This is a genomic window from Micromonospora sp. BL4, from assembly GCF_003667505.1.
GTDB lineage: Bacteria > Actinomycetota > Actinomycetes > Mycobacteriales > Micromonosporaceae > Micromonospora.
Genome location: NZ_RCVJ01000102.1, coordinates 1 through 14109 on the forward strand (window position 1 = coordinate 1; position 14109 = coordinate 14109).

Here is a 14109-nt window from a genome sequence, read left to right on the forward strand (position 1 = left end):
CCGCTGTCCGGTGACCGTCCAGCTGGCGGCAGATGTCCGGTTGGTGACGGCGGGCGGGGGAGGGGTATCCCGTTCGGGCGAGGGCCGTGGGGTGCCGTACACTTGACGATCGTTGCCGCCTTAGCTCAGTCGGCTAGAGCGACGCACTCGTAATGCGTAGGTCGACGGTTCGATTCCGTCAGGCGGCTCGGTACAGAAGCCCAGGTCAGAAGACCTGGGCTTCGCCGTTTCCCAAGGTCGACAACCTGGCCGCCGGCCGTGCCAGTCCGCAAATAGTCCGCATCTCGCGCCGCGACCGCCTCGGCCAGCCGGTTGGCGACCGCGTCCAGGTCGTCACCGAACAGACCCGCGTACACGTCCAGCGTCTTCGACGCCGAGGCGTGCCCGAGCATCCGCTGTACCAGATCCTCACGCCCCTTTCCGGCGACGTGCGCGGCCAGCTCGTCGACGAGGAACCGCGGAGCGTGAGCGCACGGAGGCCGATGACAGGTCAAATGGGCTCGGCCTGCAGTCGGCATCTCAACCAGCTGTACCGGGCGGGTCAGCCAAGGCCTCGGCGATGGACCAGCTTGGTTGCCTCGGCCACGGGGTCGAGGGGTAGTGGCTCGTCGAGCCCGGACGTGTCGGCGACCATTAACGAGGTGAAGCGCCCGGCCGAGCGCATCTGGCCGGAGACCGCTTGCGGGTCGTCCCGGCTCGGCAACACGGTCACGATCCACGACGTCCCCGGCGGCCGACCTTGAAGCTCGACCATCTGAGAGAACAGGGAGCAAGCTTGGCCGGGGTCGAGGTCCTGTCCGGCTTCGATGAGGGCTGCACCCGGATCGAAACAAACCTTGCATCACGACGGACCGGAAGTTGGTGGTGCGCAGCGGCCCGCCGTTCTGGGCGGTGTAAAGCAGTCGAGCGCACAGGTGCTTCCCATGGACATCAAGGGTGGTTGATACACTCCGCGCCCATGGTGAAGCGCTACGCGGCAGCGGCCCTGTCCCTGTCCCTCGCGGCACTCGTCACCGCGTGCAGCAGCAGTGCCTCGCAAGAGGAGCAGATGGAGTACCTGCACAAGATGGCTCAGCGTGGGGCCGAACTGCATGCCGTGAAGAAGGGCAGCCAGGGTCACGGAACCCCGGGGGACCGGGAGGAGTGCTACGGCGCTTACGAACATCTCTACGACGGACCGAACGGCCACGACGCGCCCCACGTCGGGACCGACGTCGAAAGAGTCGCCTTGCTGAAAGAGGGCGAGGAGTTGTTCATCGAGAGCTGTGTGAACGGCACGCCGTCGCCGGTACCCGCGCGAGGTGGATCCGCCAGCCCTTCTGCCTGACCGGCTTCCCGCGCCGCGACCGGCCTCGTCGGCCCGGTTGGTGACGGCGTCCAGGTCCGCACCGAACAGCCCGTGTACCGGCCTTGCGCTCAACCCCGGGCGCGCCGATCGCGTCTCACTCTGCATCCGCACCGAAACGCGAGGCGGACGCGACCTGGAGGTGGCGTGAGTCGGTACGAGGACGACGAACAGTTCCGGCTGTTCGTCCAACGACAGTGGGAGCCGTTGCTCCGAACGGCTTACCTGCTGACCGGCGACCGGGGGACGGCCGAGGACCTGGCGCAGTCGGCGTTGGAGAAGACCCATCGACGCTGGGGGCGGGTACTGCGCAGGGACGCGCCCGAGGTCTACGTACGCCGGGCGATGGTCAACACGGCGATCTCCTGGCGGCGTCGGCGACGGCCGCTGGAGCCTGCTGGCGGCGGGGTGATCGCGTACGCCCTGCACGGCGACGATCGCACCGGCTGGTCGACCGACCTGCGGCTGCTGCTGCCGGCCGAGGGCGCCGACCAGCGACCGGTCGGCTGGCGGATCCGGGCCGACAACGGCGTCCGCACGCCGACCGACCGGGTGCGGGTGATCGCTCCGCCGGGCGCGGCCCGCGTCACGGTCACGGTGGACGGCGAACCCCCCGCCACGGTCACCCTCGACGCGTCGAACGCCGGCACCACCCGGATACCGCCGGATCAGCCGGCCACCCTCACCGCGTACTCCCCGGACGGCAGCATCCTCGGCACCGCCCCGTTGCCGCCGGTCGAGGCCAACATGTCGGGCCTGCCGGGCGACAGCCCGGCTACCCGGGTGACCCCCTGACGAACCGCAAGCGGGGCCGAGCCGTCCGAAGACGGCTCGGCCCGGTCAGGACTGGCGGCGTCCGAAGAGAATCCCCCCGAGCCGGCTCTCGGCCGATGTGAGGGTCATCTGCGCCTCGACCGCGAATCCGCTCTCGCGCAGCCATTGCGCCACCTGCGCGGGCTGGCGGTAGTGGACGTGAACCTTCATCGGGTGCCCGCCGTAGCCCTGCGTCTTGAGCCTCGTCTCGTCGCCGACGTGGAAGCCGACGAGCAGCGGGCCGCCGGGCCGCACCACCCGCCGAAAGTGCGCGAGGACCGAGCCGACCTGGTCGTCGGGGACGTGGATCAGCGAATACCAGGCGACCAGGCCGGCGACCGACGCCTCGGCAAGATCGAGTTCGGTCATCGAGCCCACCTCGAACCGCAGGCCCGGATGATCGCGCCGAGCGACCTCGATCATTCCCGGTGACAGGTCGATCCCGAAGGCGTCGACGCCGAGCCCGTGCAGGTGGGCGGTGATACGTCCTGTTCCGCAGCCCACGTCCGCGACCGGCCCGCCACCGACGGCGAGCACGAGGTCGGCGAACAACGCCAGAGTCGCTCGTTCGTAGGGTGTCTCGGCCAGGAGGTTGCGTACCACGTCGGCATAACTGGCGGCGACCGTGTCGTAGGAGGTGCGGGTGTCTGCCAACCAGCCTTCGACGTTCATGGCGGCAACGCTAGATCAGGGAGGTGATCAGTCGACGGCTCGGAGCGCGACGATGACCACGACGAAGAGCGCGATCAGTACGGCCGAGCCGACGCGTACCTGTCGTGACCGGCCGAGAAGACCCACCACCAGCGCCACCGCCAGGCCCAGCAGCCAGTGGCCGACTTCGGGATACCGGTCCGCCTCGAAGCCCAGATGACCCAGGGCCGCATGTCCGAAGCCGACGAGTGCGGCGCCCCCGGCCCAGACGGCCACGGTCCAGGCGCATCGGCCGCCGGGGTTCTCAGTCAGCCGCGACCCGTGGCGGGTGAGGGTGCCGAGCAGGTAGGTCAACGTCAGCAGCACCACGGCGCCGGCGAGCAGCACGACCTCCAACCCGACGAAGAGCCCGAGCAGCACCCACGGGCCACTGGTGGTTCCGCGCAGGAACAGAGCGGCCGTCGCACCGACCACGACCATCTGCCCCACCGCCAGGCGGTGAGGGTTCACCAGGCGCGGCACGGCGGGAGCCGACCGCGGTGGGACGGAGTTCTCGGCTGTCGATGGCATCAGTGCAGAATTTCGTGACTTCCCGCCACGCGCCTGAGCGCCGCTACTCACCGCGTCACCACGCGGTGCGTGTCCACGGCCCCGGGTGAGCGATGTTCGGTGTCCGCCCCGGCGGACCGATGACTTTCGGTGCCGGATTCCGTCCATCCTGGAGACAGCGTCCGCCCGACACCTAGGAGCCCGTTCCATGTCCTTCGCGCCCGTGACCATCAGCCTTCCCATCGCCGACCGCCCGACCTCGCACCGCTTCTACCGCGAAGCGCTCGGTCTGGAGACGGTGGGAGAGCTGGCCGACGACGGCATCCCGGAGCCGTTGCAGTTCGTCGTCAACGACGGCCTGCGGCTGATGCTCATTCCGACCGGCGGCTTCGGGTGGGTGATCGGCCGGCACGAGGTCGCCACGCGGGGGCAGAGCGAGTGCGTGCTCAGCCTCGACGTCGCCTCGCCCGCCGACGCGGATGCGATCGTCGAGCGGGCCCGCGCCGCCGGCGCCGAGGTGGTCACCGAGCCGGAGGCACAACCCTGGGGGTACGCCGGCGCCTTCGCCGACCCGGACGGTCACCTGTGGATGGTGCACGCCGAGCCGGCGTCCTGACCGGCGTGACGTCTGTCGACGTCCGTGTGGGCCGCGCTGCGGGCGGCGGGATCAGACGTAGATCTTCCTGGCGTACTCCGGGCCGTAGTGCCGTTCCAGGTCTTCGAGGCTCTCCACCGGCGCCTCGACCTCCTTGATCAGGCGTGCCCGGGACGGCAGAGCGTCGGGCTGCCACGTCTCCGGCTGCCACAGCGCGGACCGGAGGAACGCCTTCGCGCAGTGGTAGAAGATCTGCTCGATCTCCACGACAACGGCGAGCACCGGCCGGTGCCCCTTGACCACCATGTCGTCGAACCAGGCCGCGTCGCGCACCAGCCGGGCGCGCCCGTTGATCCGCAGCGTGTCGGTCCGACCGGGAATCATGAAGAGCAGCCCGACGTGCGGGTTGTCCAGGATGTTGCGGTAGCCGTCCGCCCGCTTGTTGCCCGGCCGCTCGGGCAGCGCGATGGTCGTGTCGTCGAGCACCAGGGCGAAACCGGCCGGGTCGCCCTTGGGTGACACGTCGCAGCTGCCGTCCGCCCCGGCCGTGGCCACCAGGCAGAACGGCGAGGCGGCCAGCCATTCGCGGTCCCGCTCGTGCAGGCGGGTGCGTTCCTTGTTGGCAGCCCGCGGGTGCGGCACGCCGAGCAGTTCGCGCAGTTCCTCGTGCGAGGTGATCTCCACCGTCACGTGATCCTCCCCCAGCCGTTGACCCGGGTGGCGGGCCACCCTTCGTCAGCCTAGGCGGGCGTGACCAGCGCGAGGTTTGCCCCCGGTCGCCCGGGGTACGGCCTCACCCGACGCGCCCGCCGCACGAACCGTCCGCAGCAAGCCGACCAGTGGAGGCCGGGAGATGGAGAGCCGACTCAAGGTGCTGGGTCACCCAGTCCATCCGATGCTGGTCATGTTCCCGGTCGCGCTGCTGGTCACCGCGGTGCTCTTCGACGTGATCGACACGGTCGGCGGGCCCGACTTCCTCGGCGAGGTCGCGTACTGGAACATCACGGTCGGCCTGATCGGCGGCCTGCTCGCCGCGGCGGCCGGCTCGTTCGACCTGCTGGCGATCCCGACCGGCACCCGCGCCAAGCGGGTCGGCCTCCTGCACGCCGGGGCGAACGTCGCGGTGATCCTGCTCTTCGCCGCCGTCTGGACGGTCCGGCTCAACGCCGACTCCCGGGCCGCCGGCGGTTCGTTGATCGCCATCGAGGTGGTCGCGGTGGCCATCCTCGGCATCAGCGCCTGGCTCGGCGGAGAGCTGGTCGACCGGCTCGGCGTGGGCGTCGACCGCGAGGCCGGTCTGGACGCGCCCAGCTCACTACGGCCACCGGCGGCCACTCAGCGGATCGGAGAGGTGTGATGAGCGAGCAGCAGACCGGCGGCTTCGGCCGGGGATGGCGGGGCCGGCAGCAGGGCTGGGATCCGATGGGCGAGCTGCAGTCGCTGCGCGCCGAGCTGAGCCGGCTGGTCGGCGGTCGGGCCGGAACGTCCGACGTCGAGCTGACCGAGACCTCGGACGGCTGGGAGGTCGTCGTCCGGCTGCCCGGGGTGGCGCCGGAGGAGGTGGCGGTCGAGCTGGACGACCGGGAGCTGTGCGTGCGGGCCCGCTCCGAGGCGGAGGTCAACGCCGATCAGGGCATCCCGGGCGGCTTCGAGACCCGCGGCTTCGAATACCGCATCGACCTGCCGTCCCGGGTCGACCCGGAGGGCATCGACGCGGTGATGGACCACGGCCTGCTCCGGGTCCGGCTGCCCCGGGCGGTCCGGCCACAGCCGCGCACCATCACCGTCGGCCGGACCGGGCCGCGCTCCGGCGGCCTCTCCGGGGGTACGCCGATGCCGGCCGATCCCGCTGCCGACCGCGAGCTGCACCGCCCGGACACGGTCGGCGAGATCGACCGGCCGTAGCGGACCGCGTGGTCACCCCGTCCCTGCTCGGCCCGACGGCCGGGCGCGTTCCCGACGTGCGGCGGATCGCCGTGTTACGCGCCAACGCGCTCGGCGACTTCCTGTTCGCCCTGCCGGCGCTGGACGCGCTGCGCGCCGCGTACCCGGCGGCGGAGCTCGTGCTGCTCGGGGCGCCGTGGCACGCGAAGCTCTGGCGCGATCGCCCCGGCCCGGTGGACCGGGTGCTGGTGGTGCCGCCGGCGCCGGGCATCCGTACGCCGGAAGCGGGTGAGGCGGAGTCGTCGATGGACGACTTCGTGGCCGCGGCCACCGGTGAGGGCTTCGACCTGGCGGTGCAGATCCACGGCGGGGGCGCCAACTCCAATCCGCTGGTCAGCCGCCTCGGCGCCCGGGTCACCGTGGGGCTGCGCTCCGATGACGCGCCGCCGCTCGACCGGTGGGTCCGCTACGTCTACTACCAGCACGAGGTGATCCGCTACCTGGAGGCGGTGGCCCTGGTGGGTGCGCCGGCGACCACGCTCGTGCCGGCGCTGGCCGTGACCGACGCCGACCGGGCGGAGGCGAACCAGGTGCTCGGCACGCCGGACCGGCCCCGGGTGGCGCTGCATCCGGGCGCCACCGACACCCGCCGCCGCTGGCCGGCCGAGCGGTTCGGCGAGGTGGCCCGCGAGCTGCACGGCGACGGCTACGAGGTGCTGGTCACCGGTACGCCGAGCGAGCGGGAGGTGGTGGATCGGGTGGTCGAGGCGGCGGGGGTGCCGGTCCGGCCGCAGGTGGGCACGCTCAGCCTCGGTGGGTTGGCCGCCTGCTACGCCGGCTGCGCCCTGGTCGTCTCCAACGACACCGGCCCTCTGCACCTGGCCGCCGCGGTGGGCGCGCCGACGGTCGGCGTGTACTGGGTCGGCAACTTGATCAACACGGGCAACCCGCTGCGTGGCCGGCACCGGCCGATCTGCTCCTGGACGGTGCACTGCCCGGTCTGCGGGGTGGACTGCACGCCCGGCATCTACCCGCACCGACCCGGCGACGGCGAGTGCCCGCACCGGGATTCCTTCGTCAGCGACGTCCCGACGATCGAGGTGCTGGAGGCCGCCCGGGAGCTGCTCCAGTCGTAAGGGCGCGCTCACCGGAACTCAGGCCGGCTGAGGGGTGTCCTCGTCGGCGAGTACGACCTCCCACGCCTCGACGTCCCGGTCGGTGACCGTGGTGGGGGACTCCAGGTGGTAGGCGCCGCTGGGCAGAATGCCGGCGCCTCCGTGTCGGGCGAGCACCGACAGCTGGGCGGCCACGTCCTCGCCCTGGTGCTTCTCCTGCACCCGCCGCCAGAAGTCGAAGCCACCGGAGTCGACGAGCTTGGCCCGGTCGTAGAGCACGCATCCCCCGATCCAGGAGATCTTGTACGCGCGCCACGCGCCCGGGGGCAGCGCCAACTCTCCGGTGACGTGCAGCAGGTTGGCCGCCGAGTGGATGCGGGCCCGGTTCCACTCCGGGGTGCCCGGCCGGATCCGCTCCGGTGTGGGCCGGCCGATCCACTCCTCGTAGTGCGCGTGCGTCTCCGGCCGCCGGTCGTCGGTGTACGAGAGCCCGTGCACGCCGTTGCCGACGAACCCGCAGCCCAGCTCCCCGATCGCGGTGACCAGCCGATGCAGCGTCCCCGGCTCCAGCCAGACGTCGTCGTCGAGGCTGAGCACGTACCGGGCGGCCGAGGCGGCCAGCAGGTACGCCCGGTGCTCGGCCAGCCCCCGCCGGGGCAGCCGGCGGGTCAGCAGCACCGGGTGGCCCCGGTGTCGCAGCGCCCGGACCATGGTGGCGGCGGCCGGGTGGGCGTACGCGGGATCCCCGTCGGACTGGTCGCTGACCACGACCCCGAAACCGGGCACACCCTCCTGAGCGGCGAGGCCGGTCAGGGTGACCGCCAGCTCCGCGGGCCGGTTCCGGGTCGGAATCAGCACGTCGACCAGCCGGTCGGCGCGGAACTCCTCCGGGGCGCCGAGGTCGAGGGGGCGGTTCACGACGCCTGGCTGCGGGTGCGCAGCGACGGGTCAGGCTCCCGGTCCGTGGCGTGCGACGACGCGTCCTGGCTGTGCGACCGGATCCGCTCGATGATTGCCGAGGTGGACCGGTCCGGCACGTACCCCAGGGTTCGCACCTGGCCGCCCAGCCGGCGGACCAGCGGCGCCTCGGGCACCAGCTCCGGCGGGTAGTCCCCGCCCTTGACGTAGACGTCCGGCCGGACCGCCTCGATCAGCGCGGCGGGCGAATCCTCCTCGAAGATCACCACGTGGTCCACGCAGGACAGCGCGGCGAGCAGGGCCCCCCGGTCCTCGACCGGGTTGACCGGCCGGTCCGAGCCCTTCAACCGGCGTACGCTGCCGTCCGAGTTGACCGCCACGATGAGCAGGTCGCCCAGCGCGCGGGCCTGCTCCAGGTAGCGCACGTGCCCGCGGTGCAGCACGTCGAAGCAGCCGTTGGTGAACACCACCGACCGTCCCGCATCGCGATGCTCGGCGACGATCGCGTCCAGCTCGTCGGCGCCGACCAGCGCCGGGTGCCCGGTGGTCTCCGGTGGCTGGTCGAGCGCGGTGAGCAGGTCCTCCCGCCGGCACACGCAGGTGCCGGTGTCGGACACGGTGATGGTGGCCGCCAACTGGGCGAGCTGCGCGGCGGTGGGCAGCGGCGCGTCGGCGGCCAGGGCCAGCGTCATCGCCGCCAGGTACGCGTCACCGGCCCCAACGGCGTGGCTCGCCGGCACCGGGGTGCTGTGGCTGCGCCGTGGCTCGCCGTCGGCGCCGCCGACCACCGCGCCCTCGGTGTCCAGGGTCACCGCGACCACGTCGGCGCCGGTGTGCGCGCGCAGATCGGCAAGGCGCGCCTCGGCCAGTACGGCCCGGTCGACGCCCTCCCCGGCCTCGGTGTTCACGGTCACGCCGGCGCCGGTGACGCTCAGCCCGTCGCCGGTGAGGGCCACCTGGCCCTCGCTGAGCGTCGGCTCGCCGATCGGCCCCGGTCGGCCTGCCCGCGTCGGGTCCGGGATGGTTCCGGCGCTGACCGCGTCGGCCCGCGCCCCGCCCGGGGCGGCGCCCACGCTCAACTGCGACGGTCCGTCCGCCGGGTCGCTGTCGGGGTGTTCCAGGTGCAGTTCGACGCCGGCCGTCGGCCGGGTCGCGCCACCGGCGCGGGCCAGCAGCCGGGTCGCCTCGGCGAAGCTGGGAGTGACCACGGTCGGCGCGAGCCCCCGCCAGTCGGCCAGGTCATGGGCGTCCAGCGCGACGGTGGCGTAGCGCTCCCGCTGCTCGACCAGCCAGGCGCGGACCGGCGCGGGCAGGGCGCCCAGGCCGTAGTCGCAGACCACCAGGGTCGGCGCCTCCCCGCCGGCGGCGGCGCGCAGCTCCTCGGTGGCGCAGTCCAACGCGGTGAGCAGCCGGGTCACCCCGTCCGGGGCGAGCGCGTCGTCCGGGTCGCCGGAGTCCTCCCGGAGCAGGATCTGGTTGCCGGCCAGCATCCGCCGTTTCACCGGGGTGGGCCGGCCGGGCTGGTTGACCGTACGGTCCCAGACGCCGGCGCGGTCCAGACAGTCGTGCAGTTCGTCGCCGGCGACGTCGGCGCCGACCGGTGCCACCAGCACCGCCCGTCCACCGAGGGTGGCGACGTTGACGGCGGTGTTCGCGGCCCCGCCGGCTGCGGAGATCCGCCGTCGCAGGGTGAGGACCGGGGCGGGCGCCTCCCGGCAGAGCCGGTCGGAGTCGGCGAACCGCCATTCGTCCAACATGGCGTCGCCGACGATCAGGACGGGGCGCCCCAGCCAGCTCTCCACGACGGTGGCGAGCCGGCGGTGTTCCGCTGCTGCTCCTGCCATGCCTCCCCGGGTCCCCAGCGGCCCTGGGGTCAAACCTCCGCGATGATCACCGTGGCGCGGCGGCGCGGCGCTGTGTTGCGAAGGAGCCTTCCTCTACCGCGGGCGTCACCAAGGTGCCCTTCCTTACCGTTGGTGGGCGTTTCGGGCTTCGGGGTCCGGGAAGGGAGTTCAGGTACCCCCCGGAGAGGAGATGCATCGGAATGACAGCGACGACACTTCAGGGCAAGCGGATCGCCTTCCTGGCCACCGACGGCGTCGAGGAGGTCGAGTACGTCCAGCCGCGCGAGGCGGTGGAGAAGGCCGGCGCGACGGTCGAGCTGGTCTCGCTCAAGGCCGGTTCCATCCAGTCCTTCAACCATCTTGACCAGTCCAAGACGTACGACGTGGACGTCACCGCGGACAAGGCGGACGCCGGCGGTTACGACGCGCTGGTGTTGCCCGGCGGGGTGGCGAACCCGGACTTCCTGCGTGCCGACGCCGATGCGGTGCGGTTCGTGCGGGCGTTCTTCGACGCGGGCAAGCCGGTCGGGGTGATCTGCCACGGCCCGTGGACGTTGATCGAGGCGGACGTGGTGCGCGGCCGGCGGATCACCTCCTGGCCGAGCCTGCGTACGGACCTGACCAACGCCGGCGCCACGTGGGTCGACGAGGAGTGCGTGACCGACGGCAACCTGACCAGCAGCCGCAACCCGGGTGACCTCCCCGCGTTCTGCCAGAGAATCACCCAGGCCTTCGCCGTCTGACCTGCTGACCCGCCCGGCTTGATCATGGTGCGTGCCGGCGCGACGCGCCGCCAGGGCCATGATCGAACTGGGCGGGGGAGGGGACGGTTTTTCCTGGTTCGACGCATGTTCCGCGTTGGTCGGGAAAGAAGGGCCCATGACCACCGAAGCCTCTGCCGCGCCGGTGCTGAATCGCCAGCAGATCCGGTTGCTCATGATCGGTCTGATGACCGGCATGCTGCTGGCCGCCCTCGACCAGACCATCGTCGGCACGGCCCTGCCGACCATCGTCGGCGAGCTGGGCGGGATCAACCACTACTCGTGGGTGGTCACCGCGTACCTGCTCGCCTCGACCGCGTCGACGCCCCTGTACGGCAAGATGGCCGACCTGTACGGGCGCCGCCCGGTCTTCCTCTTCTCGATCGGCACGTTCCTGGTCGGGTCGCTGCTGGCCGGCCTGTCACAGAACATGACCCAGCTGATCGTCACCCGGGGCATCCAGGGTATCGGCGCGGGTGGTCTGCTGACGCTGGCGTTCACGATCATCTCGGACGTCGTCTCGCCGCGGGAGCGGGGCCGCTACCAGGGTCTCTTCGGGGCCGTCTTCGGGATCTCGTCGGTGGCCGGCCCGCTGGTCGGTGGTTACTTCGCGGAGACCGACTGGCGGTGGATCTTCTACATCAACGTGCCGCTGGCGATCCTGGCCATCGTGGTCTGCTACCACGTGATGCGGCTGATTCCGTTCGAACGACGGGACCACGCGATCGACTGGCTCGGCGCCGGCCTGCTCGTCGCCGGCGTGAGCTGCCTGCTGCTCGCGCTGAGCTGGGGTGGCAACGAGTACGCCTGGGGCTCCGGCGTGATCATCGGCCTCTTCGTGGCGGGCGCGGTGTTCGCCGTGCTCTTCGTGCTCCAGGAGGCCCGGGTCGCCGAACCCATCCTGCCGTTGCGGCTGTTCCGCAGCGCCACCTTCGCGCTGGCCAACTCGGCCGGCTTCGTGCTCGGCCTCGTGATGTTCGGGTCGATCATCTTCATCCCGCTGTACCTGCAGATCGTGAAGGGCGCCTCGCCGACCCGCAGCGGTCTGCTGATGCTGCCGATGATGACGGGCATCATCGTCACCTCGATCCTCACCGGGCGGGCGATGAGCCGGATCGGCCGGTACAAGTGGTTCCCGGTCGCCGGGTCGGTGACCCTGCTGGTCGGCATGTTCCTGTTCACCCAGCTGGCGGTCGGCACCTCGCTCTGGATCGCCTTCGGCTACATGGTGGTGATCGGCGTCGGCCTGGGCCTGTGCATGCAGTCGCTGGTCCTCGCGGTGCAGAACGCGGTCTCCGTGCGTGACCTGGGCGCCGGCACGTCGTCGGCCACGTTCTTCCGGTCGCTGGGCGGTTCGTTCGGCGTCGCGATCCTCGGCGCGGTGCTCTCCTCGCGGCTCGCCGGGGGACTGGCCGACCGACTGCCCGGCGCCATCGCCCAGCTCCCGCCGCAGCAGCAGGCGGAGGTGGCGGCGAGTGGCGGCACGAACATCTCGATCAATGATCCGGCAACCATCATGGCCCTGCCCGGGCCGGTGCGGGCGGCGATCCAGAACGCGTTCGTCGACGCGCTGGACATGGTCTTCCTGACCGCCGGCCTGATCGCCATCGTGGCCGTGCTGGTGACCGTGGCGCTGCCGAACGACCAGCTCCGGGGCGCCGGCCCGCAGGGCGCCAAGGGCGGTGCCGACCCGCTCGGCGGTGAGGCTCCGGCGTCGGGCGGCAAGCCGCTGACCCGCGAGTCCAAGGAGGAGGCGGCCGCCGACATGGAGGCCAAGTCCCAGACGATGATCTGACCGCACCGCGTACCGCGACCGCCCCGGACCCGGTCCAGGGCGGTCGGCGGTCAGCCGGGGCGGCGGTAGACCCCGTACCACCAGGTGGCGGCCAGCTCGCGGGCGGCCGCCGCGTCGGCGTCGGGGTCGGCCGGCACCAGGCCGACGTGGTGTGCGAGGAACCGGTCGCCGCCGAGCACGATGAGCCGGGTCGCGGCCCCCACGTCCACGGTCGCCGGGGTACGCCCGGCCCGCTGCTCGGCGCGGAGCGCCTCGTCGGTGCGCGCCACGAACTGCTCGAACCCGCCCGCCCAGTACTCCCGGACGACCTCGTCGTAGGCGGCGACCTCGTTGATCGCCGCCAGCACCGGGGCGTACGTCCGGTAGATCCGGATCACGTCGGTGAAGACCTCGGTGAGCGCGTCGAGCGGGTCGCCCGGTGTGTGCGGGTCCCACTCGCGGACCCGGTCGAAGGAGGTCTCCCGCATGGTCGCGGCGAGGCGCATCAGCAGCTCGCTCTTGTCCCGGAAGTGCGTGTAGAAGGTCGACCGGGCGACCCCCGCCTCGGCGGCGATCCGCTGGACTCCGAGGTCGGTGAAGCGGGCCCCCTGCTGGAGCAGCCGCTCGGTGGCGGCCAGCACCCGCGCCTCGACGGCGGCACGGCCGTCGGGGTTGCGCGGGCGACGTCGGGTGATCGAGGGCATGGTCGGAATCCTAGGTGGCTGGGGGTCGGAGCGGCGACGTACGCTGGTTGCCGGACACACTGTCCGACAAAGTGACCAGGAAGTGGGCTGACACGGCCCCGACCGACGAGGAGCAACGCGTGGAGTACCGACTGCTGGGCAACACCGGGGTGTACGTCTCGGAGATCTCGCTCGGCACGATGACCTTCGGCGGCAGCGGACACCCCATCTGGAGCACCCTGGGTGCGCTGGCGCTGCCCGACGCCCAGCGGCTGGTGGACACCGCGCTCGACGCGGGCGTCAACTTCGTCGACACCGCCGACATGTACAGCGACGGGGAGAGCGAGGAACTGCTCGGCCAGGCGCTCGGCAAGCGGCGTCGCGACGTGGTGATCGCTACCAAGGCGCACGCCCGGACGGGTCCCGGCCCGAACGACGTCGGCACCTCGCGGCTGCACGTCATGCAGGCGTTGGAGGACAGCCTGCGGCGGCTGGGCACCGATCACATCGACCTCTACCAGCTCCACAACTTCGACCACGTCACCCCGATGGAGGAGACCCTGCGCGCGCTGGACGACGCGGTCCGGCAGGGCAAGGTCCGGTACATCGGTTGCGCGAACTTCGCCGCCTGGCAGATCTCCAAGGCGCTGGGCATCTCCGCCCGGGAGCAGTTGGCCGGCTTCGTCTCCGTGCAGTCGTACTACTCCCTGCTGGGCCGGGACGTGGAGCGCGACGTGGTGCCGATGGCGCTCGACGAGGGTGTCGGGCTGACCGTCTGGAGCCCCTTGGCCGGTGGCTTCCTCTCCGGCAAGGTCGGCCGGGACAGCGTGGTCGCCGACAGCGGCTCGCGCAGCGCCCAGCCCGGTTACTCCAGCTTCACGCCGTTCGACCCGGAGCACGCTTTCGGAGTGGTCGACGTCCTCAAGGCCATCGGCGAGCGGCACGGCGTCAGCCCGGCCCGGGTGGCGGTCGCCTGGCTGCTCTCCCGGCCGGCGGTGACCAGCGTCATCGTCGGCGCCCGCAAGCAGGAGCAGTTGGTGGACAACATCGCCGCCTCCGACCTCACGCTCACCGCGCAGGATCTCGCCGAGCTGGACGAGATCAGCAAGCTGCCCGTCGCGTACCCGAACTGGATCCAGGAGGCGTTCGCCGGTACCCGCCTGCCGCAGTGACCCAC

15 protein-coding genes and 1 tRNA gene are annotated in these 14109 nt (G+C 71.8%); 10 read left to right on the plus strand and 6 right to left on the minus strand.

Annotated features, from left to right (window positions below; all coding sequences use genetic code 11):
- Positions 1–114 precede the first annotated feature (114 nt).
- The 3 genes from EAD89_RS09740 (at position 115) to EAD89_RS09755 (ending at position 2140) form a co-directional block, all read left to right on the plus strand.
- Positions 115–188: transfer RNA gene (locus EAD89_RS09740), tRNA-Thr, on the plus strand.
- 770 nt (positions 189–958) lie between these two features.
- The gene (locus tag EAD89_RS09750; RefSeq protein WP_121675488.1) at positions 959–1327 is read left to right on the plus strand and encodes a hypothetical protein; all 369 of its coding nucleotides are present in this window, start codon (positions 959–961) and stop codon (positions 1325–1327) included.
- 165 nt (positions 1328–1492) lie between these two features.
- Positions 1493–2140 (plus strand): sigma factor, encoded by a 648-nt coding sequence (locus tag EAD89_RS09755; protein WP_121675489.1) that lies wholly within the window; start codon positions 1493–1495, stop codon positions 2138–2140.
- A gap of 45 nt (positions 2141–2185) precedes the next feature.
- On the opposite strand, the gene EAD89_RS09760 is transcribed toward EAD89_RS09755, so the two are convergent.
- Positions 2186–2830 (minus strand): class I SAM-dependent methyltransferase, encoded by a 645-nt coding sequence (locus EAD89_RS09760; RefSeq protein WP_121675490.1) that lies wholly within the window; start codon positions 2828–2830, stop codon positions 2186–2188.
- A 27-nt stretch (positions 2831–2857) separates the two neighbouring features.
- Positions 2858–3331 (minus strand): hypothetical protein, encoded by a 474-nt coding sequence (locus EAD89_RS09765; RefSeq protein WP_121675491.1) that lies wholly within the window; start codon positions 3329–3331, stop codon positions 2858–2860.
- A gap of 235 nt (positions 3332–3566) precedes the next feature.
- Between EAD89_RS09765 and EAD89_RS09770 the strand changes: the two genes are divergently transcribed.
- The gene (locus EAD89_RS09770) at positions 3567–3974 is read left to right on the plus strand and encodes a VOC family protein (protein WP_121675492.1); all 408 of its coding nucleotides are present in this window, start codon (positions 3567–3569) and stop codon (positions 3972–3974) included.
- Positions 3975–4025: 51 nt separating this feature from the next.
- On the opposite strand, the gene EAD89_RS09775 is transcribed toward EAD89_RS09770, so the two are convergent.
- On the minus strand, positions 4026–4643 hold the full coding sequence (locus EAD89_RS09775) for a pyridoxamine 5'-phosphate oxidase family protein (protein WP_121655818.1): 618 nt from the start codon (positions 4641–4643) through the stop codon (positions 4026–4028).
- A gap of 163 nt (positions 4644–4806) precedes the next feature.
- Here EAD89_RS09775 and EAD89_RS09780 point away from each other — a divergent pair, with 163 nt between their 5' ends.
- Genes EAD89_RS09780 through EAD89_RS09790 form a run of 3 tightly spaced genes read left to right on the plus strand, consistent with a single transcriptional unit; the run spans position 4807 to position 6973 of the window.
- Complete coding sequence (locus EAD89_RS09780; protein ID WP_121675493.1) at positions 4807–5310, plus strand: DUF2231 domain-containing protein; 504 nt, start codon at positions 4807–4809, stop codon at positions 5308–5310.
- Positions 5310–5858, plus strand: a complete 549-nt coding sequence (locus tag EAD89_RS09785) for an Hsp20/alpha crystallin family protein (RefSeq protein WP_121655816.1) — start codon at positions 5310–5312, stop codon at positions 5856–5858. Before EAD89_RS09780 ends, EAD89_RS09785 begins: the two co-directional genes overlap by 1 nt.
- A gap of 8 nt (positions 5859–5866) precedes the next feature.
- Complete coding sequence (locus tag EAD89_RS09790) at positions 5867–6973, plus strand: glycosyltransferase family 9 protein (RefSeq protein ID WP_121675494.1); 1107 nt, start codon at positions 5867–5869, stop codon at positions 6971–6973.
- An 18-nt stretch (positions 6974–6991) separates the two neighbouring features.
- Here the strand turns inward: EAD89_RS09790 and EAD89_RS09795 are convergent, their stop codons facing one another.
- Positions 6992–7870, minus strand: a complete 879-nt coding sequence (locus EAD89_RS09795; protein WP_121655814.1) for a glycosyltransferase family 2 protein — start codon at positions 7868–7870, stop codon at positions 6992–6994.
- Positions 7867–9714 (minus strand): D-glycero-beta-D-manno-heptose 1-phosphate adenylyltransferase, encoded by a 1848-nt coding sequence (rfaE2, locus tag EAD89_RS09800; RefSeq protein WP_121675495.1) that lies wholly within the window; start codon positions 9712–9714, stop codon positions 7867–7869. The genes EAD89_RS09795 and rfaE2 overlap by 4 nt, the downstream gene beginning before the upstream one ends.
- Before the next feature lie 200 nt (positions 9715–9914).
- On the opposite strand from rfaE2, the gene EAD89_RS09805 reads away from it, so the two are divergent.
- Together EAD89_RS09805 and EAD89_RS09810 are read left to right on the plus strand one after the other, a co-directional pair.
- Positions 9915–10457, plus strand: coding sequence for a type 1 glutamine amidotransferase domain-containing protein (locus EAD89_RS09805; RefSeq protein WP_121655812.1), 543 nt, complete (start codon positions 9915–9917; stop codon positions 10455–10457).
- 136 nt (positions 10458–10593) lie between these two features.
- A complete protein-coding gene (locus tag EAD89_RS09810) occupies positions 10594–12270 on the plus strand; it encodes an MDR family MFS transporter (RefSeq protein ID WP_121655811.1) in 1677 nt (558 codons plus the stop codon).
- A 50-nt stretch (positions 12271–12320) separates the two neighbouring features.
- Here the strand turns inward: EAD89_RS09810 and EAD89_RS30695 are convergent, their stop codons facing one another.
- Positions 12321–12953: a TetR/AcrR family transcriptional regulator gene (locus EAD89_RS30695; protein ID WP_199723484.1), complete on the minus strand. Its 633-nt coding sequence runs from the start codon at positions 12951–12953 to the stop codon at positions 12321–12323.
- Between the two features lie 119 nt (positions 12954–13072).
- Between EAD89_RS30695 and EAD89_RS09820 the strand changes: the two genes are divergently transcribed.
- The gene (locus EAD89_RS09820) at positions 13073–14104 is read left to right on the plus strand and encodes an aldo/keto reductase (protein ID WP_121675496.1); all 1032 of its coding nucleotides are present in this window, start codon (positions 13073–13075) and stop codon (positions 14102–14104) included.
- Positions 14105–14109 lie beyond the last annotated feature (5 nt).

Excerpts from the sequence above, each read along its gene's own strand:
- EAD89_RS09750 (WP_121675488.1), top strand. The coding sequence starts at position 959 with ATGGTGAAGCGCTACGCGGCAGCGGCCCTGTCCCTGTCCCTCGCGGCA.
- EAD89_RS09760 (WP_121675490.1), bottom strand. The coding sequence starts at position 2,830 with ATGAACGTCGAAGGCTGGTTGGCAGACACCCGCACCTCCTACGACACG.
- EAD89_RS09770 (WP_121675492.1), top strand. The coding sequence starts at position 3,567 with ATGTCCTTCGCGCCCGTGACCATCAGCCTTCCCATCGCCGACCGCCCG.
- EAD89_RS09780 (WP_121675493.1), top strand. The coding sequence starts at position 4,807 with ATGGAGAGCCGACTCAAGGTGCTGGGTCACCCAGTCCATCCGATGCTG.
- EAD89_RS09785 (WP_121655816.1), top strand. The coding sequence starts at position 5,310 with ATGAGCGAGCAGCAGACCGGCGGCTTCGGCCGGGGATGGCGGGGCCGG.
- rfaE2 (WP_121675495.1), bottom strand. The coding sequence starts at position 9,714 with ATGGCAGGAGCAGCAGCGGAACACCGCCGGCTCGCCACCGTCGTGGAG.
- EAD89_RS09805 (WP_121655812.1), top strand. The coding sequence starts at position 9,915 with ATGACAGCGACGACACTTCAGGGCAAGCGGATCGCCTTCCTGGCCACC.
- EAD89_RS09810 (WP_121655811.1), top strand. The coding sequence starts at position 10,594 with ATGACCACCGAAGCCTCTGCCGCGCCGGTGCTGAATCGCCAGCAGATC.
- EAD89_RS30695 (WP_199723484.1), bottom strand. The coding sequence starts at position 12,953 with ATGCCCTCGATCACCCGACGTCGCCCGCGCAACCCCGACGGCCGTGCC.